The organism is Segetibacter koreensis DSM 18137 (genome assembly GCF_000374045.1).
Lineage (GTDB): Bacteria > Bacteroidota > Bacteroidia > Chitinophagales > Chitinophagaceae > Segetibacter > Segetibacter koreensis.
This window is the reverse complement of record NZ_KB893337.1, coordinates 61,731-83,602: the sequence shown is the minus strand read 5'-3', so window position 1 is coordinate 83,602 and position 21,872 is coordinate 61,731. Positions and strand designations below refer to the sequence as shown.

Annotated in this window: 24 protein-coding genes and 1 pseudogene; 17 read left to right on the top strand and 8 right to left on the bottom strand. The window is 38.4% G+C overall.

The window, feature by feature from the left end; all coding sequences use genetic code 11:
• Positions 1-129 precede the first annotated feature (129 nt).
• Positions 130-1,242 (top strand): AI-2E family transporter, encoded by a 1,113-nt coding sequence (locus tag B154_RS0116940; protein WP_018615453.1) that lies wholly within the window; start codon positions 130-132, stop codon positions 1,240-1,242.
• Positions 1,243-1,281: 39 nt separating this feature from the next.
• Here the strand turns inward: B154_RS0116940 and B154_RS0116935 are convergent, their stop codons facing one another.
• Both B154_RS0116935 and B154_RS28900 read right to left on the bottom strand, forming a co-directional pair.
• Entirely contained in the window at positions 1,282-1,821 is a 540-nt protein-coding gene (locus B154_RS0116935; protein ID WP_157580839.1) for a 2'-5' RNA ligase family protein, read from the bottom strand.
• 83 nt (positions 1,822-1,904) lie between these two features.
• A complete protein-coding gene (locus B154_RS28900) occupies positions 1,905-2,144 on the bottom strand; it encodes a DUF6496 domain-containing protein (protein WP_018615451.1) in 240 nt (79 codons plus the stop codon).
• 217 nt (positions 2,145-2,361) lie between these two features.
• Here B154_RS28900 and B154_RS0116925 point away from each other — a divergent pair, with 217 nt between their 5' ends.
• The 3 genes from B154_RS0116925 to B154_RS0116915 all read left to right on the top strand — a co-directional run bounded on the left by B154_RS0116925 (position 2,362) and on the right by B154_RS0116915 (position 5,047).
• Complete coding sequence (locus B154_RS0116925; protein WP_018615450.1) at positions 2,362-3,066, top strand: ferritin-like domain-containing protein; 705 nt, start codon at positions 2,362-2,364, stop codon at positions 3,064-3,066.
• Between the two features lie 11 nt (positions 3,067-3,077).
• Positions 3,078-3,902: a ferritin-like domain-containing protein gene (locus tag B154_RS0116920; protein WP_018615449.1), complete on the top strand. Its 825-nt coding sequence runs from the start codon at positions 3,078-3,080 to the stop codon at positions 3,900-3,902.
• A 362-nt stretch (positions 3,903-4,264) separates the two neighbouring features.
• Complete coding sequence (locus B154_RS0116915; RefSeq protein WP_018615448.1) at positions 4,265-5,047, top strand: murein L,D-transpeptidase catalytic domain family protein; 783 nt, start codon at positions 4,265-4,267, stop codon at positions 5,045-5,047.
• 310 nt (positions 5,048-5,357) lie between these two features.
• Here the strand turns inward: B154_RS0116915 and B154_RS0116910 are convergent, their stop codons facing one another.
• The 3 genes from B154_RS0116910 to B154_RS0116900 all read right to left on the bottom strand — a co-directional run bounded on the left by B154_RS0116910 (position 5,358) and on the right by B154_RS0116900 (position 7,769).
• Positions 5,358-6,542, bottom strand: a complete 1,185-nt coding sequence (locus tag B154_RS0116910) for an MFS transporter (RefSeq protein ID WP_018615447.1) — start codon at positions 6,540-6,542, stop codon at positions 5,358-5,360.
• Between the two features lie 107 nt (positions 6,543-6,649).
• Positions 6,650-7,093, bottom strand: a complete 444-nt coding sequence (locus B154_RS0116905; RefSeq protein ID WP_033411901.1) for a hypothetical protein — start codon at positions 7,091-7,093, stop codon at positions 6,650-6,652.
• A gap of 106 nt (positions 7,094-7,199) precedes the next feature.
• Entirely contained in the window at positions 7,200-7,769 is a 570-nt protein-coding gene (locus B154_RS0116900; protein ID WP_018615445.1) for a hypothetical protein, read from the bottom strand.
• Between the two features lie 238 nt (positions 7,770-8,007).
• Here B154_RS0116900 and B154_RS0116895 point away from each other — a divergent pair, with 238 nt between their 5' ends.
• The 7 genes and pseudogenes from B154_RS0116895 (at position 8,008) to B154_RS33435 (ending at position 12,021) form a co-directional block, all read left to right on the top strand.
• Positions 8,008-8,616, top strand: a complete 609-nt coding sequence (locus B154_RS0116895; protein WP_018615444.1) for an HAD family hydrolase — start codon at positions 8,008-8,010, stop codon at positions 8,614-8,616.
• Positions 8,617-9,041: 425 nt separating this feature from the next.
• Positions 9,042-9,254, top strand: coding sequence for a hypothetical protein (locus tag B154_RS33445; protein ID WP_245542615.1), 213 nt, complete (start codon positions 9,042-9,044; stop codon positions 9,252-9,254).
• A 35-nt stretch (positions 9,255-9,289) separates the two neighbouring features.
• Positions 9,290-9,763, top strand: a complete 474-nt coding sequence (locus B154_RS0116880; protein ID WP_245542614.1) for a hypothetical protein — start codon at positions 9,290-9,292, stop codon at positions 9,761-9,763.
• Positions 9,764-9,873: 110 nt separating this feature from the next.
• Entirely contained in the window at positions 9,874-10,089 is a 216-nt protein-coding gene (locus tag B154_RS0116875) for a toprim domain-containing protein (RefSeq protein WP_018615440.1), read from the top strand.
• 293 nt (positions 10,090-10,382) lie between these two features.
• Positions 10,383-10,745 (top strand): annotated as a pseudogene (locus B154_RS0116870) (plasmid mobilization protein); the annotation flags it as partial.
• The gene (locus B154_RS33440; protein ID WP_245542613.1) at positions 10,739-11,248 is read left to right on the top strand and encodes a relaxase/mobilization nuclease domain-containing protein; all 510 of its coding nucleotides are present in this window, start codon (positions 10,739-10,741) and stop codon (positions 11,246-11,248) included. The pseudogene B154_RS0116870 and the gene B154_RS33440, both read left to right, overlap by 7 nt.
• A gap of 122 nt (positions 11,249-11,370) precedes the next feature.
• The gene (locus B154_RS33435; RefSeq protein WP_245542612.1) at positions 11,371-12,021 is read left to right on the top strand and encodes a hypothetical protein; all 651 of its coding nucleotides are present in this window, start codon (positions 11,371-11,373) and stop codon (positions 12,019-12,021) included.
• 35 nt (positions 12,022-12,056) lie between these two features.
• Here the strand turns inward: B154_RS33435 and B154_RS0116860 are convergent, their stop codons facing one another.
• Both B154_RS0116860 and B154_RS32505 read right to left on the bottom strand, forming a co-directional pair.
• Positions 12,057-12,368, bottom strand: coding sequence for a hypothetical protein (locus B154_RS0116860; RefSeq protein ID WP_157580837.1), 312 nt, complete (start codon positions 12,366-12,368; stop codon positions 12,057-12,059).
• Positions 12,353-12,727: a hypothetical protein gene (locus tag B154_RS32505; RefSeq protein WP_157580835.1), complete on the bottom strand. Its 375-nt coding sequence runs from the start codon at positions 12,725-12,727 to the stop codon at positions 12,353-12,355. The genes B154_RS0116860 and B154_RS32505 overlap by 16 nt, the downstream gene beginning before the upstream one ends.
• 455 nt (positions 12,728-13,182) lie before the next feature.
• Here B154_RS32505 and B154_RS0116850 point away from each other — a divergent pair, with 455 nt between their 5' ends.
• The gene (locus tag B154_RS0116850) at positions 13,183-13,764 is read left to right on the top strand and encodes a hypothetical protein (protein ID WP_018615436.1); all 582 of its coding nucleotides are present in this window, start codon (positions 13,183-13,185) and stop codon (positions 13,762-13,764) included.
• Positions 13,765-13,978: 214 nt separating this feature from the next.
• Entirely contained in the window at positions 13,979-14,419 is a 441-nt protein-coding gene (locus tag B154_RS0116845) for a hypothetical protein (protein ID WP_018615435.1), read from the top strand.
• A gap of 55 nt (positions 14,420-14,474) precedes the next feature.
• On the opposite strand, the gene B154_RS0116840 is transcribed toward B154_RS0116845, so the two are convergent.
• Positions 14,475-15,425 carry an NADP-dependent oxidoreductase gene (locus tag B154_RS0116840; RefSeq protein WP_018615434.1) on the bottom strand — a complete coding sequence of 317 codons (951 nt, stop codon included), beginning with the start codon at positions 15,423-15,425 and terminating at the stop codon, positions 14,475-14,477.
• Positions 15,426-15,578: 153 nt separating this feature from the next.
• On the opposite strand from B154_RS0116840, the gene B154_RS0116835 reads away from it, so the two are divergent.
• The 4 genes from B154_RS0116835 (at position 15,579) to B154_RS28890 (ending at position 21,869) form a co-directional block, all read left to right on the top strand.
• Positions 15,579-17,291: a peptidase domain-containing ABC transporter gene (locus tag B154_RS0116835; protein ID WP_018615433.1), complete on the top strand. Its 1,713-nt coding sequence runs from the start codon at positions 15,579-15,581 to the stop codon at positions 17,289-17,291.
• A gap of 1 nt (position 17,292) precedes the next feature.
• Positions 17,293-18,636 (top strand): HlyD family secretion protein, encoded by a 1,344-nt coding sequence (locus tag B154_RS0116830; RefSeq protein WP_018615432.1) that lies wholly within the window; start codon positions 17,293-17,295, stop codon positions 18,634-18,636.
• Positions 18,637-18,805: 169 nt separating this feature from the next.
• Positions 18,806-20,296, top strand: a complete 1,491-nt coding sequence (locus B154_RS0116825) for a TolC family protein (RefSeq protein WP_018615431.1) — start codon at positions 18,806-18,808, stop codon at positions 20,294-20,296.
• Positions 20,297-20,495: 199 nt separating this feature from the next.
• Entirely contained in the window at positions 20,496-21,869 is a 1,374-nt protein-coding gene (locus tag B154_RS28890) for a Na+/H+ antiporter (RefSeq protein WP_083934982.1), read from the top strand.
• Positions 21,870-21,872 lie beyond the last annotated feature (3 nt).

Below are 21,872 nucleotides of genomic sequence, written 5' to 3'. Positions count from 1 at the left end.
ATATTTAATCGTGTTGTTTTAACTGATATTTTCAAAGCTAACATTAGCGAAACTTTCCTTTTTAAATTTATGAAAATGTTGATGGCATAATTTAAGTACCTATATGAGAAAAGTTATAATTTCATAATTATGCAGGTAAAACAATACCCATTTTACATAAAAAGCACAGTCATTCTTTTCGGAATCATATTGGTTACATATTCATTAATCAATTTGAGGGATATACTTGTACCTGTCTCATTTTCCGTTATTATTGCCATCTTGCTCAATCCACTGGTTACGCGTTTTAGGAAATCCGGCATATCGCATGTTCTTTCTATCATCATTTCTATGCTTATTGCCCTGGTAGTTGTTTGCGGTATTTTGTATTTTCTTTCCTCTCAAATTGTCGGGTTTGGTGATAATTTACCGCTCATTAAAAGTAAATTTTCTTCACTGCTTCATGAGTTGCAACAATGGCTACAAATAAAATTTGGATTAACTATAAGTAAGCAGGTAGGATTTATTAATGAAGCTATGAATAGCAGCAAAGCAATTCTGGGTCAAACAGTAGGAACAGCATTAGGTACGCTGGGAGTCATTTTTTTATTGCCAGTTTATGTTTTTCTTATGCTGTTTTACAAGACCTTGATTCTAAATTTTCTGTATGAAGTTTTTTCAGAAGAAAACACAAAGCAGGTAGGAGACATTCTTAGTCAAACTAAAACTGCTATACAAAGCTACATGGTGGGTTTGTTGCTTGAGGCTGTTGTTGTGGCTGTTTTAAATTCAATCGCGCTATTGATTTTGGGTGTTGATTACGCGATACTTCTGGGTGTCATAGGTGCCATTCTCAATATGATTCCATACTTAGGAGGAATTATAGCTATTGCTTTACCGGTATTAATGGCAACAATAACCAAAGATGGTTATTCTACGCAATTAGGAGTGATTATAGCTTATGCCATCATTCAATTTATTGATAACAATATTTTGGTTCCGCGCATTGTGTCATCTAAAGTAAAGATCAATGCCTTGTTTTCTATATTAGTAGTCCTACTGGGTGGAGCTTTATGGGGGGTGCCGGGAATGTTCCTTTCTATACCGGCTGTTGCTATTTTGAAAATTATTTTTGATAGAATTGATGACCTTAAACCCTGGGGGAAACTATTAGGGGATGAAGTGCCCACGCGACATAAAGGCCAAATATGGATTCGCAGGAAAAAAAATAAATCAGTAGCAGAAGAAATGGTAGAACAATGATGAAAAGATTTTGAGGTTTTTCTGTGCGAATCACAATAATTAAATTACAGCAGTTCCAGATAACGCTATATCCTTTTTTGCTTCATATCTTCCGGAAGCAGAAGGCTTATGATAGACTCTTACAGAATGTGCGATAAAAGAAATTTTTTTCTGCGATAAAAATTCATTCGCCAACTCTTTCATCTGTATAAAATCCTGTTTTGAAAATCCGCACCACGAACGGCCAAGAGTCAAATGAGGATGATAATTTGTATTTTCCTTTTTATTTATTTCAGGTTGTTCAAAAAGTTCTATAGCCGGCATAAGCGCATTGTATAATTCTTTTAGCCCGTTTGATGAAACATCTATAAATAATACACGTTTCCCAAAATTGCCTGTTGTAGGTAGTTTAATTTCAAAAGGAGAAAAATTCGCGCAAATATGCTCAATTGCTTCGATCCATTTTGTTTCTTCTATAACTGTTACCGGCGCTCGAAGTGTTATGTGTGGTTCAAGCCGATTATCTCCAAATTTTTTTTGAATACTAACCACAGTTGTATAAATATCTTCAGGAGGAACAATTCCTATAAAATATTTCATAAGAGTAAAAATAAACCTGTGTAGTGCAACTACATTTTGTTGAAGTTTTATGAATGACAAACAAATTTATCTTTTCAAATAAATTATTTTTCTGCCTTTTTTGCCGCTACCTTTTTGGAAGCTTTTTTGTTTGACTCCGCTTTTTTTGCACCTGATTTTTTGGGAACTTTTTCACCTTCTTCTCTTGCTTCAGAGAGGCCGATCGCTATTGCCTGCTTCGGGTTTGTGACCTTTTTTCCGCTGCCGGTTTTAAGCTTTCCTTCTTTCATTTCGTGCATTACTTCTTCTACTTTTTCTCCTGCACCTTTAGAATATTTTGCCATGATAATAAGTATTGATTAATAATAAATTAATTAAATAAAAATAATGTGCCATATCTCTTTTTTTGAAATAAAAAATAAGTAGAAAAATGAATGCGGATAAGAATAAAACTTTTAGAAAAATCAGTTGTATGAAAACTGCCCGCAGTTTAATCTCGTAACTATCAGCAATACAATGGAAGGCCTTCCGAAATATTTTTAATTATCTAAAAAATTGGCTATGACAAAAAACGCAGCCTCAACAGAAAACAAAATACTTGTTGAGCAGGAAAAAGGAGTATTGAGTCTATCGCGTAGGAAATTTCTTAACTATGCAACTGCTGCCTCGGGAATAGTATTAGTGGCGGCAGGTTGTAAAAAAGACGATAACAGCATATTGAGTGAAGGCGTAGATTTAGGAAGTGGCGATGTAGGTATTTTAAACTATGCATACGCGCTGGAGCAATTAGAAGCGGCTTTTTATATACAGGTAATTGCTACACCTTATGCAAACATCACGGCTGATGAGAAAGCTCTTCTTACGGACATCCGTGATCATGAGATAGCTCATCGTGAATTTTTTAAAGCAGCTTTATCCTCAAGTGCTATTACTTCTCTTGAAGTTGATTTTAGCAGTATTGATTTTACAAAGCGTGAGAGTGTATTAGGTACTGCAAAAGCTTTTGAGGATTTAGGTGTTTCTGCTTACAATGGTGCAGGTCCTTTAATTACATCTAAAGATTATTTAACACTGGCGGGTAAAATTGTTTCAGTTGAGGCACGTCATGCTGCTTTTATCAGAGATCTTATAAATCCTGGTTCTTTTGTAGGCAGTGATGTCATAGATATGAATGGAATGGAGATTTCCAAGTCGCCCTCAATGGTGCTAAGTGTCGCAGGCAAGTATATCAAAACAAAAATTAACGCAAGTAATTTACCTTCTTAATTAATACAACAATGAATTTACTTAATATATTCGAACAGATAGAAAAAGCCGATCCTGAATTTAATGAAAGGATAAATCCACGCCGTGCAGCAATAAAAAATATGGCAGGATTTGGAACAAAGGTAGCAATGTCGGCATTACCGCTTGCATTGGGCAGTTTATTTCAAAAAGCTTATGGTCAGACACAGCCCACCGACGTAAATGCTATATTAAATTTTGCTTTGACATTAGAATATCTTGAAGCTGAATTTTACACAATGGGTGTAGCAACACCAGGTTTAATACCGGCAGGAACACCAGATGTTGCTGCTCTGACGCAGATACGCGATGATGAAAATCATCACGTTGCATTCCTTAAATCAGTTCTTGGAACAATTGCAGTTGCCAAACCAACCTTTGATTTCACAGCTAAAGGCAGCTTCAATCCGTTCTCCAATTATGATGTGTTTCTCGCCCTGGCTCAAGCCTTTGAAGATACCGGTGTTCGTGCTTATAAAGGCCAGGCTCCAAACCTCGTAGGTAACAAAACAGTACTGGGCGCGGCTCTTAATATACATTCGGTAGAGGCTCGCCATGCATCTCATTTGCGGCAGATGCGCCGGGCAAGAGGTGCTAACCAAAAACCCTGGATTACAGGAAAAGATCCGGGAGGTTTGCCGGCTGCAGCACAACCTATTTACAACGGAGAAGAATTAGATACACAGGCAACAGTTAAAATAACAGGAATTGTTGCCAACGGAGTGACGATATCACAAAGTGCAGCAACAGAAGCTTTTGACGAGCCTCTGGCATACGGAGATGTATTAACTATAGCTAAATTGTTTATTACCGGATAATCGTAAGAATTGATAGTTGAAGGGGTTCATTTGGCAGGTGTTAGAGAAAAAAGAGGCTTGCTTCATGGTATAGCCTCTTTTGTTTTTCACAGTTTGTATCTCGCTATTTTAATCATAATTTCCAGTAAAAAACAAGTGATTTTACTGGAAATCGTATTAGTTAAAAATAACTTAACTATCCCTATAATTTTGGCTGTCTATATATCCTCGTTTAACTTGCAGCCAGTTTCCAGAGATATTAAACCCTTAAATTCTCTGTTGTAAAGAAAAAACCATATTTCGCACCGTATTTTTTACAACGCTTATCCTGAATTTATCAGAATTCAATAAACAATAGTAAACCGCGTTAAACAAAAATGTCTATGCGTAAAAAAATATTCCTGTTTTTATCTTCCGCTTTTATCATTCATTTTCTTTTTGTTTTTGCCAAATCTCCCTCTTTCCATTCGATAAATTCACCATTTTCAGAGGTTACTAACAATACAGTAGCTTCTAATATATTACCTGCTGCTGAAAATGCAATAGCAAATGTTAATACTGTTAACAGCAGGTTAGCTGTTTATGATAGTCTTAACTTAGGTGATTTAGGTTTATCAAGGTATGCATTTGAGTATGCGTTGAAAGGGTTCAATTACCTTCTTTCCTCCGGAAAACTAAAAAATGAAGAAATAATATCGATAGTTGATTTTAGCCAGGCTTCAAGTAAAAAACGTTTATATGTTATTGATTTAAAGAATAAAAAAATTTTGTATAACACTTATGTATCTCATGGGAGAAATTCGGGCAGGGAAATGGCCAATGAATTTTCAAATGAGCCCGAGAGCAATAAAAGCAGTTTAGGGTTTTACGTTACCGGTGATACATATATGGGAAAGCACGGTTTTTCAATGAGATTATTTGGTGAAGAAAAAGGAATTAATGACAATGCGAACACTCGCGCTATTGTTATGCACTGCGCTGCATATGTAAGTGAGAGCGCTATTAAGATGCAAGGTTTTATCGGCCGCAGCTTAGGTTGCCCCGCTTTACCTGAAAATGTTTATAAGCCTATTATTGATAAAATCAAAAACGGCTCTTGTCTATTTCTTTACAGCCCTGATAAATTCTATGCATCTCATTCAGAAATTTTGAAAAAAGTTGCATAACGATATTTATAAATTTTTTTTCCGGAAAGCCTGTATTTGATATACAGGCTTTTTTAATTCAATGAATCTCAGGAGTATAGTTATTTTATTACCCATCCGAGATAGATCTATTCAACTTCTCTTGCGTCGCACTCTTGTACTGTAATAGATTTATTCAGTTTTTTTAAATCATTCATATAATTGAAAAGAGGTATAATTATGTTTTAAATCCAAACACTTCACTACCTCTGTTCTTAAAAGGAAACTGGTTGCAGATAATTTTCAGCAAAAATACCGATTTGACTTTTTGATACTAAAAGCATTCTCTTTCTTAATTGTCCTCTTTACTCATTGTTGCTAATATCGTCACACTTAATCCCATTAGTGCAATTACGGCAAAAGATAAACGCAGGCTAGCTATGCCTGCAAGCAGGCCTATTAGTGGCGGTCCTATTAAAAACCCGAAAAAGCTAATTGTAGATACAGATGCGATCGCAGTACCAGGTGATAAAATCTTTGATTTACCTGCTGCACTATATACCAAAGGAACAACAGATGAAACGCCAATGCCTACCAATAAAAACCCTGCAATGGCAGTATATAAATATGGCATTAAAACGGCGAGCAATAAGCCGGTCATTATAATCAATCCGCTTGCCTGTATAATACGTTTGAAGCCATAGCGAAAAGTGAAATAATCAGCAAAAAAACGGCTGAGTGCCATTGTACTCATAAAAGCAGTATAACCTGCACCTTCCAAAGAAGGCTTTGCGAGTATTACTTTTTTAAAGTAAATGCCACTCCAGTCGAACATAGCGCCTTCGCAAAGCATTGAGCAGAAGGCAATCAATCCGAGATAAATCAGAGATTTATGAGGCAGTGCAAACAAGGGAGGAGATTCTTTTGTTTGCCTGTCCTTAATTAAAAGAAAACGTGATGCTGCCAAGAAAATGCAAACTGAAAAAGTTAGTATACTCAAGAAATGATAGCCTGGAGCGATACCCATTCCGTTCATAAAAGTACCCACTGCAGCTCCTGAGAAACCGGCAAGACTCCATATTCCATGAAAAGATGCCATAATATTTCGTTTATACAAATATTCTACGCCTACCGCTTGCGTATTCATCGAAATATTACCCATATTGCCTACAAACCCAAAGGCAAAAAGTGCAGCAACCAATTGAGATGTTTTTTCTGCAAATCCCAAAGTAACCAAAATGCCTGCATAGCATACTGCAGCAATAGATACCACTTTTTTACTTCCTTTTTTTGCTATCAGCCATCCTGAAACAGGTAATGATAAAAACAAACCAACAGGCAGTGCAAACAATACGATACCCAATTGTGCGTCTGTAAGTCCTAATTTTTGTTGAATGACAGGAATACGTGATGCCCAGCTTGCAAAGCAAAATCCTAAAATAAAAAAAAATGCCGCTACACCAATACGGTGAGATCTGTTAGAATAAGGATTAGGTGTAGCTATTGCCGGTGGCGCAGGTACTGATAATGTTTGCATAAAAACAAAAGTGAAAAGAAATAAAGGAACAGGTAGGTCAAAGCAATAAGAAATTGCAAATATAAAGTGGAAAAGAGCATTTTGAGAGCGAGAGGCGACTTTTCGTCTTATGTTTGGTTTTCAATAAACTTAGCAACAGACCCAGCAACCAAACCTCCGATAGAATACAAAGCAACAGTCATTAACCGCGTTTGAGGAGTGCGGCTTGACGGAGCTTCGTCCAAGCCAAGAGGTTTTGGTAAATAAACGGCACCAATCCCTGCGGCTAGCCCCAACAAAGAACCTCTTAATATCACTTGCTTTTCATTTCCAAGTCCTGCAACGCTGTAATAAAGGGAGTTACTGACGATGTCTGCAGCCATCGTAGCTTTAAACAAATTTTCTTCTTTTGGCACTTTGGCATCAATACTTTCTAACGTATCTGACATGGCTTCCATACCTAACAAGTCCATTCGTGGTGCATCTTCATTTAATCTTCTGGCAGTTTCATGTATCACTGTAAGTGCAATGGCTCCGGCAATTCCGCCTCCTATAGCTGATAATAATTTCATTGGTTTTTTAGCAACAATTATTAAAAATACAATGCCAGCAACATCTAAAAACCCTTTTACCAATTGCAACGTTTTATCATTACCAACTAAAGTCTACTCTTTAATTCTATTGTGTTATTTCAACTTCGGTATCAAGTAACATAAGAACAGAAATAAATGCATGATATATTTCTCTTAACTTTATCGGGTCTGTAATTCCATGTTCTACATACAGTTCGAGAAATGGAACATTTGTTTCATTATCCCTGTTATGGTAAGTAATTCCAAAAGTAAAGTCACTAAGAGATTCAAAAATTTTTCTCACCAATTCATCAGAAAAAATTTCTTTTACCCTTAGCCGGTCATTTGTTTTTATAATTAATTTTTCATCAAATTCAGCAAATCCAATTTCTACGTCTTCCATTCCGAAAAATTTTCCTATCTCATCTGTAAAATGTTTTTCGTGGATGGCAAACCGAAAAACAGGTATGGTAAGTAACGCGGCAGTTAATGTAGTACTTTCAAACCCACTTTCAAAGCCTCCTCCTAAATCTATATCTATATCTAACACAACTTTTCTCTTTCCTTGCTCAATTACTGCTGAATATTCCAATGGATCAGGGTTTGCAAGAAATTGAGCATTTATCTTTTGCCAGATTTCCTCTTCTGTTTTGCCTGTTATTATTTGTTGTTCCATATACAAATGAAGGTTTTTAGTTTGATGTACTTTCAGCAATTGTTGTCTTAAATCTTACTTTTAGAAGAATATATTTAAGACATATTTATTACTACATGAAAGTACTTGTTTTTAGAAATTGTTTTAATATTTCTTGCAAAGAGTTTTCTTTTATATTTTCAGTTCATTGAATCCTTTTAAAAAAATAAATAACTTTTCAAGAAATCATGTTTCTTGCAATAAAAAAATATCCAGATAAATGATTACTGCAATAATATTTGACCTTGGCGGTGTTTTAATAGATTGGAATCCCGAATATCTTTATCAAAAAGTTTTTGATGATGAAAAACAGATGAAAAATTTTCTCGAGAGAATATGCACACCGGAGTGGAATGAAGAACAAGATGCGGGACGAACTTTAAAGGAAGCAACTGAGACTCTTATAAAAGAATACCCCGAACATGAAGAAAATATAAGAGTATATTACGACAGGTGGGAAGAGATGCTAGGTGGCGTTATTGAAGGCACAGTTGAGATATTCAGAAAACTAAAAGATAAAAGCGAATATAAATTGTATGCACTAACAAACTGGTCCGCAGAAACTTTCCCGATTGCACTCCAACGATATGAATTTTTGAACTGGTTTGATGGAGTGGTTGTTTCGGGCACTGAAAAAATAAGAAAACCTTTTCCCGAGTTTTACCAATTATTGTTAGACAGGTACAATGTAAAAGCAGAAGAAGCTCTTTTTATTGATGATAACCTAAGAAATGTGAATGCGGCAAGACAAATAGGGTTAGATGCTATTCGTTTTACAACTCCACAACAGTTAGCCGAAGAACTTTTAGCAAGAGATTTTGAAATTTAATAAAAGGTTTCTTTTACATTTTTACAAAATTATTCAACGGCTGCTGATTGTATTTTTACCGTGTTGTGTTACTTTTACAAACCAAATTGCCCGATAGTATAATGGTAGTACTGAAGATTCTGGTTCTTCCTGTTTGGGTTCGAATCCTAATCGGGCAACTTTTGTAAAATTAACTCCTTGACAATCAAATATTTGTGAAGGAGTTTTTATTTTGGGGTACAAATTGGGGTACAAATTTCAAAGAGAAAAAAACTTCTCTTTGAAGAGTAAAATCTCTGTTCCATCGCAAAACCCGTGACGCTTCGTGTCTTATTTATTCAACTCATAAGCCTTTTATTTGCTTGGGAGTATTAACATCTTACATTCATTTTTTCTCATCTTACTTCAGTTTTTATAACTTTAGTTTTAATAGGCGAATCAAGAGTATGAGTAACTGGGTAATACAAAATTTCATTTATAATTTCAATCCCTCCATTTATAATTATATAAAGTTTAAATGGCACCACTTTCGTTTTTGCAGCAAAGATGACCCTACCATTTCAGCAGCTTTGTATCTGGAAAATCTCCTTACTGAGGTAGCAATCGAATTGACGAAGGAAACCACAGTGAATAAAAGTCTTTGGCACTGGCAGCTGTAACAAAAATCCTGGAAAACATAGAGACAAAAAATCAAATGATGTTATTGTTTCAGAAAAAGGATGCATCTATTAAAAAGGAGGAGATAAAACAGTTTTTAAACAAAGTCAGCCTTTTAATGTATAACCCTCCTGCAAATTTCGAAGAGCCTTCAGCGGATGAAGAACCTTTATCTGCTGCAGACTTTCCTATTCGTACATATGTTATCGCTACACACTTTTACTTAGAAATAAATAATAATGAACTACACTATGAAACTCTTATACGTGACACCACTGCTCTAAAAGAATTTATTTCAGCCAAATTTAAGCTTAGCAAAATACCAGGCAGGATTGAGGAGATGAAGAACTTTTCTTATAAAAAGATTTTGCTAAGCAAAAGTGCAGTCAGTGCAAAAGGACAATTAATACCACAGATCAGGCAGATTGCACTTAATCCCGAAATGTTTGGAAAGGAGGTTTCTGCCTTTGCTGAAAATGTTTTAAAAGAGCATTCTGCCGTTAAAAAATAATCACTCCTACAAATTGCTTAAAAAAGGTATACCCTTGACCTTTTTTAAGGTATACCTTCCTTTTCTTTTACTTGATTTTGTTAGCAGATTTGCTTTCTAAAATCAACTATATGTCTACCTCCATTTTAATGGAGCAACACGACAAGATTAACCTCTACCTGGACAGAGATGAGGCCGGGATAAAGAACACTGAGGTAGCGATAAAGTGGGACACAAAGTACATTGACAAAAGTTCTTTGTACGAAAACTGTAAAGACCTAAATCACTACCTGGTTCTGCAAAGTCAAAACTTTAAACATAGCCATAGGTTAGGAAGGCATTTTTAAAAGTTGATATGGTTAATGAACGTCTCTAATTAATCTCTGGTTTATGTTTTACAAAAACCTGTATTAAAGTGCTTCTTAACGCACTTGGTTAAATGTCCGTTTGTAACACAAAGGATAATTTAACCCTTTCGCTCGGAACTCGCTTCGGGAAAGAAACAGAGGATAAAAATTTATAGATGAAATTGATAAAAAGTCAAATAGTGGGCTTTTCCAAAGCTCTTATACCTACTCCTAATTTGAAATATTTTCTAACGTGATAAATGAAATTGTGATGGAAAAAAGCAAAAGACAACGGGACAAAACACATAACGCTGAGGTTGACTTTGTCAGAATATAACCAGATAAATGATAGGTTTAGAGCAACCACCTGCCGCAAGCTGAGCGACTATATAAGAAAGGTTTTATTAGCAGGGAAGGTAACGGTACTAACGCGAAACAAATGCCTCGATGACTTTATGACAGAGATGATAAACCTTAGAAATGAGCTAAATGCTATTGGAAAGAACTATAATCAAGCAGTGCATAAACTCCATTTATTAGATAAAATTCCGGAGTTCAGAGAGTGGATTTTACTGCATGATGTAGACCATAAAATCTTGCTGAATAAGGTGGAACAAATCAAAAACCGTATTAATCAATTTGCAGAAAAATGGTAGCCAGGATAAAAAGAACGCAAAGTCTTTCGAGAAGTTTGAATTACAATGAAAAGAAAATAGAGGCCGGAGTAGCGGAGTGTATTCACGCGGTGAATTATCCAAAATACCTGGAGCGATTGAACTTCTACGAAAAGCTGCACCGGCTGGAGCACCAGGCCAAACTAAACGAGAGGGTAAAAGCGAACAGCGCTCACATCTCCCTTAACTTTCATGATAATGATGCTTTAAGCAAAGAAAAATTATTAGCTATTGCAGAAACTTATATGAAGGGAATTGGCTTTGAGCAGCAACCTTACCTGGTATATCGACACTATGATGTAGGTCATCCTCATATTCATATTGTAAGTACCAATATCCAAGCCGATGGCAGTAAAATAGAAATGAACAATATCGGTCGCAATCAATCTGAACTAGCACGAAAAGCTGTTGAAATTCAATTTGGACTAATCAAGGCACAAGGACGTAACCAAAAGCAGGAAAATGAAATCAAGCTAACTGCATAAAAATTTCAATATGGAAAAACACAAACAAAAAGAGCTATTACAAACGTTCTGGACGTAGTACTAACACAGTTTAAGTACACCTCTCTAGCAGAGCTGAATGCAGTACGAAGTTATACAATGTAATGGCAGACAGGGGAAAAGAAGATACCAAAATGTTTCAAAAAAGAGGATTAGTTTATACAGCATTAGATGACAACGGTAATAAAATAGGCACACCGATAAAAGCCAGTGCTTTTTACAACAAGCCAACCCTAAAGTATCTGGAACAAAAGTTTGTACAGAATGAACAGCTACGGCAAGAGCATCAGCGAAGATTAAAGACTGCAATAAAATGGGTGCTGGTGAAGGAAAAACAAACGTTAGGGGAGTTTACAAGAGCTTTGGCTCGGGAGGGTGTTAATGTAGTATTACGAGAAAGCAGCCAGGGAAATATTTATGGAATTACTTATGTTGATTTCAAAACGAAATGTGTTTTTAATGGCAGCAACTTGGGTAAGGAATTTAGTGCCAAAGGTGTATTGGAACAACTAAAGCCAGAACAAAAACTGGAAGTACTTGATGCAAGTCAAAAGCAATCAAGTTTTGCAAGGCAAACAAGCACGGGCCCAGTTGAAGATGATAAACACGGGCTGGAGCAAAGCTCTATTAACGTCAACTTTCACAACAATATTCTTCAGCAGTTATTGCAACCTTGTCCTTCCGCAAACTTTATACCCCAGGAGCTCCGACAAACTACAAAGAAAAAGAAGAAACCACGACGGGTGCATCTATAAGAAGCTAATTTTCCCATTATACTTGTAATAACCTGTTATTCGATCACAGCCTTAAACCGTCCATTTTTTATCGGCACTAGTGCATTCTGCCCGTTTATGGTAGTACCGCTGAATGTTCCTTTGATGGTTTTGGTGGTTACATCATAATCGGTAACTATGATATTGGTGATAGCGCCATTTAAGTTATAAGCCACTTTCCAGGCACAATTGACACAAATACCATTGTGAGAATAAGAGACTGCATTGCCGTCGTCTGTCGTAAAAGAACCGGTTTTAATGCCATCGGGAGGAAAAGTAAAACTTATCTCAAAGCTGGTGTCAGCAGGGTTGGTTACCTGCTTACACAACAAGACCAGGGTAGAAACCGGCGTAGTGAGATATTGGGTGAAATTAAAACTGCCTGTAAATGTTTTACCGATCGATACATCGGTGTACTGCCATGCGTTATCGGGCAGCAACTGGTATCATAGCAAACCGTAAAATTTGTATAGCTTTTATCAACAGGTGTACCCTTAGGTTTTAAGCGAATGACCTGTAAGCCGGTAGTATTAAACGTTCCGGAGTCTGCAAATTTAAAACGGTTCTGCAAATCCGTTGCAATATGATATTTGCCTTTAAGCGCCACGTTCACCTTTAGCTCAAGATAAGCGGTGTCTTTGTCGAGGCTCTTACTTTTAAAAAACTTGCCATGAATTGAGGAAGGCATACAGACGCCGCGGACATCTTTCAAAGTTCAGCCGGGCTTGTATTCGAAGCTATATTCTTTCGCGCAGCCCGTTGTAATCAACAATAATAATATTGAAAGATAAGTTTTGATTAAAAAGCCTTTAATATTTCTCATAATGACCTGCAGGAAAGATGATCAGCAAGCTTTCAGCTGGAAATGTAGTGAATTTACGCTTTTTTTGCTGCCACGGTTTGGTGGTTTGATGCCGCTTACCCTGGCCTTCGCACATGATCTTTAGAGGAGACCGCAGCAAAACGTAAGGAATAAGATTTCACAATAAGCAATAAGCACAAACTTTCGACGTTTCTGTAACACGTTATCTACAATATTTTCATGAAAGAATACTAAGAATTACGGCAGTTACAAGTGCTGTAATTATTCTCATTACCACCGTTTCTGGTTGCCTTGTTCCGACTTATATAGGAAAATCATCGTTGAAAGAAACACAGGCGGGCAAATCTACTATACAATACTCCAGCATATTAATCATAGGAGCAGGATCTACAGCTTCACTCTTATTTCTTGAAAATCTTTCCACCGAGATGATAAAGCTCTTCATCAGTCACAAGATACAAACGGACTTCACTTACATTGGTAAAATTCCGCGCCGCACGTATTTAAATCTAAATAACGTAGTGTCTTCCAAATATGATGCATATTTAGTATTTAATCCGATGGATACGTCTTACGTAGATACTCACAAAAGTGTTGCTGTCGTAGGGACGCCATTGCCGGGAGGCTACGCAGCAGCAGGTATGGTATTTGGAAACCAGTACAAAGAAAATTATTACGCGTCACTATATAGTCCTGTTGATTCACTTCACAACCTATGGCAGGGAGAACTGAGGGTGGACTTCGACTTTGCTACACCCAACAGGTATCAAAAAATTGCAGGTAATATATTTGACAAACTTTTAAAAAGTGGATTTATTCCGCAGACTAAAATGACCCCTTCGCGGAAGAGAGCCCGGCAGGACTTAACATTTTTAGATTTAGGTCATCTTTTTAACGACTAAACCAGCAACTTCATATCAGGACAATGCAAAAAAATTAATAGACAATTATTAATTTTAAGAGAGCAGCAATATTGCTGCCCTTTTTTGTAAATACCACTTATATGAACTATTTCAAAAATAGTGTTGAGGCAATTTTTTGTCTGTCCTGCCTGTTGATACATTTCACCTCTGTTTCGCAAACTCCTCCCGAAGCAGAGAAAAAAAAGTTCTGAAAATGAAGATCAATACAGATGCACAACGAACAGAGGGTTATATCTATAATGTGACAGATACAACCGTTACCATTTACCGCGATGTTGTTACTTATGGCGGTAATATTTCACCAAAGGATATACGCCTCAAGACCTTTAGTTACAATACTATAAACAGTGTTACGAGGGTAAGAAGGGGAAGTGTTGCAATAGCTACGTTAGCGGGCGCAGTAACGGGAACTTTAATAGGCTTAGCTACCTATCAAAAGCCGGAACCTGATGGATGGATTACTATCGATCTCGGCCCGAGAGCGTCGGCTGCGGCAGGAGGTATTTTCGGAACGTTAGCAGGCGCATTAGTAGGCTTAATAATTCACAATAAAAAGTTTAATATCAATAAAGACTTAAACAAATTCGACAGCTTTAAAACTTCTGTTCTCAGAATGGTAGATTCAAATAAATAAGTTTACAGGAAGCCTAAGTTCCCAGGCTGCAAAACCATGTATCTCCATTTTATTTTTATGGCACGATAACAATTTTACCGGTTGTATGGTGTGTCTGTATTTGTGTGAGTGCCGCCGCCGTTTCATCCAGGGTGTACACTTTATTTACCCATATTTGTAATTTCCCGGCCTCCACTAATGTTGACATGTGCAATAGTTGACTGGAATTAGGCTCAACAAAAACATATTGAAAATCGATTTTCGGGTCTAAGCCTTGCCCCTGGTGTAATATGGATACGAGCTTACCGGTATGCTTCAACGCAGATAAACTTTGCTGCAAGGTTTGCCCGGCGGCACAATCGAAAATCAAATCTACGCCTTCGGGACATACAGCCCTGGTGGCCTCACTGATATTTGTTCCGGTATAATCTATGGTCTCATCTGCTCCAAGTTCCTTCATATAGTCCTGGTTCTTCTTACTGGCTACGGCAATAACCCTTGCTCCTCTTATTTTCGCCAGTTGAATACCTAAGCTGCCAACTCCGCCTGAAGCGCCCAAAATCAAGACCGTCTGCCCTTCCTGCAGGTTACCCGCGTCGTATATAGATTGGTAAGCAGTTAGTCCGACGAGTGGAATGCCGGCCGTTTCTTCCCAGGGTATTGTACGGGGTGAAAATGCGAGGTAGCTTTCTGGAATAACGATATATTCAGCAAATGTTCCGAAATGTACCCACGGCCTTCGTGCATACGCGTAAACCTCATCCCCGACCTGAAACCTTCTTGCACTGAACCCTCTTTCCTCGATCGTACCACACATGTCCCATCCCGGTATTACCGGAAACCGGTATGGCAGATAGTCTTTCAAATACCCTTCCCTAACAGCCGCGTCTACAGGGTTAACTGCCGCCGCTTTGATTTTTACCAGTACTTCACCTTCTTTTATTTCCGGAATATCAATATTGCCGATTTTTATTTTTTCCACACCTCCAAACTCTTCGTAATAAGCAGCACGCATTTGTCTTGCCATGATGAATGTTTTACAAGGGGTATTGTTCCAAATGATATGCCACCTCGTCGAAAAACAAATTAATCATATATTAACAAAACTTGCCAACAATAGTTGAGCAGTACTGTTAATGAAAATGAAAGAAATTTTCTTTGACAATTACTGCACAGGAAAATGGCAACTACAAACCCTTTAAACGTACGTATACCCCTTTTACGTACATTAGAACTTATACGGCTTAAAAAAGGAGAAATCTATTCGATCTATTTCTTCTCAATCATCTATGGCTTTTTACAACTGAGTATTCCATTGGGAGTACAAATGATCATCAATTTTATACAGGCGTACACGTTCAGCACAAGTTTATGGCTGCTGATCGCCCTGGTGATCATCGGCGTTCTGATCAGCGGAATGTTTCAGGTAACACAGATGCGGCTGATTGAACGGATCAACCAGAAAGTATTTGCCCGGTACGGTTTTGAGTTTGCTTACCGTATCCCCCGCTTCGATATGAGAAGCGTTGACCATTACTATCTGCCCGAACTGGTCAATCGCTTTTTTGATACCGTCAGCGTTCAAAAAAGCCTTGGCAAGCTTTTGATCGATATTCCTGCTGCTTCAATTCAAATCCTTTTCGGCATTGTTCTACTTTCATTATACAGCTCAGTATTCATTCTGTTTGGGATTATACTACTGATGATACTTTTTTTGATTGCTTACTTTACTACAAGGCGCGGGATTGAAACCAATTTGGAAGAAAGTAATTATAAGTACAAAGTTGCAGGATGGCTGGAAGAAATGGCAAGGGCTTATAGAACTTTTAAATTTAGCGCTGATGGAAACCATCACTTGCGGCAGAGTGATCAACTGCTGGGCGGTTATTTAAATGCAAGGACTAATCATTTCAAAGTTTTGCTGATTCAGTATTGGTCGTTAATCGGTTTTAAAGTGATTATTACTGCCGGCATGCTCATCGTTGGCGCTGTACTTGCCATCAATAATCAGATTAATATCGGGCAGTTTGTAGCAGCAGAAATTGTTATTTTAATGATCATGGCTTCTGTTGAAAAGTTCATTTACAGTTTAGATACTATGTACGACCTCGTTATTAGTATAACCAAATTGAGTAAGGTCGTAGAAATGCCTTTAGAGACTAATGGAACCATTCCATTTCAAAGCGATGACACCGGGGTTGATGTAAAGGTAAAAGACCTGTCTTATAGCTTCAATAATTCTCAAAAGGTATTAGACAAGGTTTCTTTTCATATTCCGGCCGGCAGCAAGGTGTGTTTGATGGGGCAGGAAGGCGCCGGTAAAAGTGTACTGCTACGGTTGTTAACAGGCGCTTACACCGATTACAGTGGATCGGTTTTAGTCAATCATATTCCTGTTAATAACTACGATCTAAAAACGCTTCATAGACATACCGGTATCATGTTGAATGACCAGGACATTTTTCATGGAAGCGTTTTAGATAATATCACGCTTGGCAATCCTGTCGTTACGCTTCCAGATGTTACCAAGCTTGCCTCCATCATCCAGTTTGACCAATACCTGCCTAATCTTAGCCATGGTTATAATACTATTCTTGACGTTGCCGGTAGCAGGCTTGGAAAATCAACGGTACAAAAACTATTGCTCATGCGGGCACTTGTTCATAAACCGGGGCTGTTGTTACTCGAAAATCCCTGGACTGCGTTCAGTAAGGAAAGCAGGGAGAGCATTCAAAACTATATATTGAACGAAATGACGAATACAACCGCCATTATTGTGACCAACGACGATGCTTTTGCTGAACGATGCGACTGGATAATTGTATTAGATAAAGGCGCTGTTAGCGCAGCAGGTAAACCAAGTGAAATACTTTCATCAGTTAAGCCATACTAAGATGCAGGTTCTACAAGACATGATTGAGAAGGAAACGGGCTATAAAATAGAAAGCACCAGTAAGATATATTTTGGTGGTTATCATAAATGGCTTAAAACCTGGGCGATTGTTTTTATTGTGTTGCTGGTCGCAATACTTTTTTTACAGTGGACACAAAATATTAGGGCAACCGGTACCGTCACTACTTTGTACCAGGATCAACGTCCGCAGCAACTAAATGCCATCATTCCCGGTAAAATAGTGAAGTGGTTTGTGAAGGAAGGTGATTATGTAAAGAAGGGCGATACGTTGATCATGCTTGCTGATGTTAAGGACGACTATCTCGATCCTAATCTTGTTGCAAGAACACAGGAACAATTAGATGCCAAGAAACAAAAGATAAATTACTACGCTGATAAGGTGCAGGCTTCAAACGGTCAAATGACTGCATTGGAAGCAACACGGGATTTGAAAATAAGATCGCTACGGAATAAGATTGAACAACTAAAACGTAAGGTTGTTAGTGATTCAGTGGAATGGAGAGCTGCGATTATAGATAAGAATATTGCCTCCCAGCAATACGAACGCGCAAAGAGTATGCATAATGATGGTATCATATCACTCGTAGATTTTGAAAGAAGAACGGCTTCATATCAAAAGTCGCTGGCTGCCGAGACCGAAAAGCTGAATAAATACCAGAACACACTGCAGGATCTAACGATAGCGCAAATAGAAATCAATAGCGTACAACAGGAAACGACTGAAAAGGTATTGAAAACAAGAGGTGAGCAAGCTGCAGCCCAAAGCGAAATGGCGGGCACTGCAGCAGAAGTAGCAAAGCTTGAGAACCAGGTGGCAAACTACCGCATTCGCGGATCGCAGCGATGGCTGCTTGCTCCGCAGGATGGCCAGGTGGTGAATGCTGTAAAAGCAGGCATTAATGAGATCGTGAAAGAAGGAGACATGATCGTGCAGGTAGTACCGACAAGCATACGTTACGCTGTTGAAATATTTGTAAAACCGAATGATTTGGTGTTGGTTGATACGGGACAAAAGGTTCGCTTCATCTTTGACGGATTTCCCGCTGTGGTATTTTCGGGATGGCCGAAAGCGAGCTATGGCACATTCAGCGGGAAGGTAATTGCCGTGGAGAGATATCGTAACGACAATGGTTTGTTTAGGTTGCTGGTGGTTGAAGATAAAAATGATCGGCCGTGGCCAAATGATCTGAAGTTGGGAACCGGAGCTGTAGGTTTTGCACTGTTGAAGGATGTGCCGGTGTGGTACGAGTTATGGCGACAGATCAATGGTTTTCCGGCCGATTATTATAAAACAAACCAAAAGCAGTTGGCAAATAAGAAATGATTGCGGCATGCCACTCGGTTTTGGGTGACAGGCAGTTGTATTTCATAGCGTCATTGTTGGGTCGCACTACGTTCATCTGCATCTCTTTGGGCAGCCCAAACAGATTATTCCGGTGAATAAAAACGTCAGTTTCTACCGAAAAAAAACATTAAAAAACTCCTTTTCCTACATGAGCAGGCCGAACTATACGATGCAGTTGAAGGGTGCGACGCAACGGTGTTTAATAGTTATTCTAACGTTGGTACAAAAAAAATTCTTTCGATCATTTACCGGCCTTTTGCTATTAGCTCTTACCTCACCGTTCGCGGTTTTTGCGCAGCAACAGGTATTGACGTTAGAAAATGTTTTAGACATTGTAAAAAAGTATCATCCTGTAGCGAGGCAGGCAGCTTTAGGAGTTGACAGCGCAAGGGCAGCTCTGCTTGCAGCAAGAGGCGGGTTTGATCCTTCGATTTATGTAAACAACCAGCAAAAAACCTTCAACGGCAAAAACTATTACTTCTACACCAATCCCGAACTGAAAATTCCTACCTGGTATGGGGTTGATCTGAAAGCTGGCCTGGAAGATAACGGCGGCGAACGCATTACAAGAGAAGCAACGCAGGGACGAAGCAGTTATGTTGGTGTAACTGTTCCGCTGTTAAAAAATCTTGCAACAGACAAAAGGCGAACAACAGTTCAACAAGCAAAAATTACAGTTCGTCAAAGTGAAGCTGCACGCTTGAACGAGGTGAACAACCTGTTGTACGATGCCGCATCTGCATATTGGAATTGGGTAAAGGAATACGGGGTGTTTAAGATCTTTGAAGAGGCAGTGGCGATAAATGAGCAGCGTATAAAACTTGTTCGCGGTTCGTTCGCAGGAGGCGACAGGGCTGCAATAGACACGGTTGAAGCTTTGACGCAATTACAAAACTTTCAACTGCTCGCCAGTGAAGCTCAAGTCAGATGGATGACATCTGGCTTTGAATTATCGAACTTTTTATGGCTGGATAATGACCAACCGTATGAGCTCAGCAGTAACGTCGTACCGGATACTTTAGTGGATGGCGTAAAGATCGAAAACAACCCAATTCCTTCGTTAGAAGATATATTGTTAACAGCAAAAGCAAATCACCCAAAACTTCAGACTTACGATAGAAAGTTGGACGCATTGCAGGCAGAACGAAGGCTGAAGTTTCAAAGCATGTTGCCAACGCTTAATGTCAATTATAACTTTCTAAGCAAAGGGTACAAACCGTGGAAAGGGATAGGGCAAAACGTTTTTGAGAACAATTACAAATATGGGTTCGAGTTTGGCCTGCCGTTGTTGTTGCGGCAAGGCAGAGGTGATTATAAAACTGCAAAAATTAAAATTCAGATCAATCAACTGGAAAAAGACCAGGTAGGTCTTGAGATCGAGAACAAGATTAAAAAATCCTATAATCAACTATTAGCACTACGACAGCAGGTAAAGATCGGTGAGGATGCGTACGACAATTACCTGAGATTACTTAAAGCTGAGGAAGTAAAGTTTTCAATCGGTGAAAGCAGCTTATTTTTGCTCAATAGCCGTGAGAGTAAAGTTTTAGAAGCAAGGCAAAAGCTGCTGGAATTGAAAACAAAGTTTTTTAAAGAACTTGTTGCGCTACAGTGGTCGGCGGGAACATTGGGAACATGATGGCAACGGAGGGCCCACTTAAAGATGTGTTCCTTTTTACCTGTAATAATATTGTCTACGTAAATCTTTTCTTAAAAATTTCCGATAGTTCCTATAAAACAATTTCGTCCTTTATTGGTTAAACTCAAAATTATAGCAGTTGAAGCCGGAATGCAGCCCTTGTTAACTGCTTTCATATTTTTATGTAACAAAGTACCTCATGCAAGCCTTTTTTATTCAATACATTTTTCTTATCCTCATTATCCTGGCGCTGGTTATGCTCGCCAATAAGATTAAGATAGCCTACCCGATTGTACTGGTATTGGGAGGGTTGTTACTCAGTTTTACCTCCCTGTTTTCTGATAATACTATTGACCCAAATATCGTATTCTTTATTTTTCTACCCCCACTTTTGTACGAGGCAGCATGGGCAACATCATGGAAAGAGTTTTGGAGATGGCGGCGGGTAATAATGAGCTTTGCTTTTCCCATCGTTATCATTACCTCATGTGTCGTTGCGTTTGTTTCCAGCGCACTTATTCCTGGCTTTACCTTGGCATTAGGCTTTCTTTTAGGCGGTATCATTTCACCGCCCGATGCAATATCTGCAACAACCATCATGCGAAATGTAAAAGTGCCGAAGTCACAAGTAAGCATCATTGAAGGGGAAAGTTTACTAAACGATGCTTCTTCGCTGATTGTCTTTCGCTTCGCTTTGGCTGCAGTCATTACAGGGCAGTTTCATTTTGGTAATGCAGCAACCAGTTTTGTATTAGTTATTGTGATGGGTACCTTAATAGGTCTTCTTATTGCACTCATATTTTATGCTATTCATCGGTGGCTACCAACAACTTCAAATATTGAAATTGTTTTGTCTTTGATAACCCCTTATTGCATGTATTATGCGGCAGAACACTTTCATTATTCCGGCGTATTGGCAGTAGTTGGTGGCGGTCTTTTTTTATCCAGTAAACGGCAAAGCATGTTGAACTATCGCAGCCGTATTGAAGGCGTAAATGTTTGGACAAACTTCGTCTTTGTACTAAACGGGTTAATTTTTATGCTTATTGGTCTTCAGTTGCCATTAATTATACATCAACTTGGAGATATTGGTTTAGGCAGAGCTATTGCCTACGGTTTAGGCATCTGTTTCTTACTAATTATTACCCGGTTTATTTGCACGTTTGGAGCAAGTCTTTTCACAACTTTTATGAGTCACTTTATAACCGTTGCAGATCCCAAGCCCGGCTTCAAGGGTCCAATTGTTCTCGGTTGGGCAGGAATGCGCGGAGTGGTATCTCTTGCTGCAGCCCTTTCCATTCCGCTGGTAATTAATCAGGGGCAACCATTTCCTTACCGTAATCTGATTCTCTTCATAACCTTTATTGTCATTCTTATAACCCTCGTACTACAAGGCTTAACACTTCCCTGGTTAATAAGGAAAGTCAACCTCGAAGACAAATACCGGAGCATGACAGATGAGCAACAAGAGAAAATTATTCAAAAGAAAATGGCAAACACTTCGCTGCAATTATTGGAAGAGAAATACGGCAATGAAAAAGCAAACAATAAGCGCCTGAGTAACGCGAGTTGAGCT

Excerpts from the sequence above, each read along its gene's own strand:
- B154_RS0116940 (WP_018615453.1), top strand. The coding sequence starts at position 130 with ATGCAGGTAAAACAATACCCATTTTACATAAAAAGCACAGTCATTCTT.
- B154_RS0116935 (WP_157580839.1), bottom strand. The coding sequence starts at position 1,821 with ATGAAATATTTTATAGGAATTGTTCCTCCTGAAGATATTTATACAACT.
- B154_RS28900 (WP_018615451.1), bottom strand. The coding sequence starts at position 2,144 with ATGGCAAAATATTCTAAAGGTGCAGGAGAAAAAGTAGAAGAAGTAATG.
- B154_RS0116925 (WP_018615450.1), top strand. The coding sequence starts at position 2,362 with ATGACAAAAAACGCAGCCTCAACAGAAAACAAAATACTTGTTGAGCAG.
- B154_RS0116920 (WP_018615449.1), top strand. The coding sequence starts at position 3,078 with ATGAATTTACTTAATATATTCGAACAGATAGAAAAAGCCGATCCTGAA.
- B154_RS0116915 (WP_018615448.1), top strand. The coding sequence starts at position 4,265 with ATGCGTAAAAAAATATTCCTGTTTTTATCTTCCGCTTTTATCATTCAT.
- B154_RS0116910 (WP_018615447.1), bottom strand. The coding sequence starts at position 6,542 with ATGCAAACATTATCAGTACCTGCGCCACCGGCAATAGCTACACCTAAT.
- B154_RS0116905 (WP_033411901.1), bottom strand. The coding sequence starts at position 7,093 with ATGAAATTATTATCAGCTATAGGAGGCGGAATTGCCGGAGCCATTGCA.
- B154_RS0116900 (WP_018615445.1), bottom strand. The coding sequence starts at position 7,769 with ATGGAACAACAAATAATAACAGGCAAAACAGAAGAGGAAATCTGGCAA.
- B154_RS0116895 (WP_018615444.1), top strand. The coding sequence starts at position 8,008 with ATGATTACTGCAATAATATTTGACCTTGGCGGTGTTTTAATAGATTGG.
- B154_RS33445 (WP_245542615.1), top strand. The coding sequence starts at position 9,042 with ATGAGTAACTGGGTAATACAAAATTTCATTTATAATTTCAATCCCTCC.
- B154_RS0116880 (WP_245542614.1), top strand. The coding sequence starts at position 9,290 with ATGATGTTATTGTTTCAGAAAAAGGATGCATCTATTAAAAAGGAGGAG.
- B154_RS0116875 (WP_018615440.1), top strand. The coding sequence starts at position 9,874 with ATGTCTACCTCCATTTTAATGGAGCAACACGACAAGATTAACCTCTAC.
- B154_RS33440 (WP_245542613.1), top strand. The coding sequence starts at position 10,739 with ATGGTAGCCAGGATAAAAAGAACGCAAAGTCTTTCGAGAAGTTTGAAT.
- B154_RS33435 (WP_245542612.1), top strand. The coding sequence starts at position 11,371 with ATGGCAGACAGGGGAAAAGAAGATACCAAAATGTTTCAAAAAAGAGGA.
- B154_RS32505 (WP_157580835.1), bottom strand. The coding sequence starts at position 12,727 with ATGCCTTCCTCAATTCATGGCAAGTTTTTTAAAAGTAAGAGCCTCGAC.
- B154_RS0116845 (WP_018615435.1), top strand. The coding sequence starts at position 13,979 with ATGAAGATCAATACAGATGCACAACGAACAGAGGGTTATATCTATAAT.
- B154_RS0116840 (WP_018615434.1), bottom strand. The coding sequence starts at position 15,425 with ATGGCAAGACAAATGCGTGCTGCTTATTACGAAGAGTTTGGAGGTGTG.
- B154_RS0116835 (WP_018615433.1), top strand. The coding sequence starts at position 15,579 with ATGGCAACTACAAACCCTTTAAACGTACGTATACCCCTTTTACGTACA.
- B154_RS0116830 (WP_018615432.1), top strand. The coding sequence starts at position 17,293 with ATGCAGGTTCTACAAGACATGATTGAGAAGGAAACGGGCTATAAAATA.
- B154_RS0116825 (WP_018615431.1), top strand. The coding sequence starts at position 18,806 with ATGAGCAGGCCGAACTATACGATGCAGTTGAAGGGTGCGACGCAACGG.
- B154_RS28890 (WP_083934982.1), top strand. The coding sequence starts at position 20,496 with ATGCAAGCCTTTTTTATTCAATACATTTTTCTTATCCTCATTATCCTG.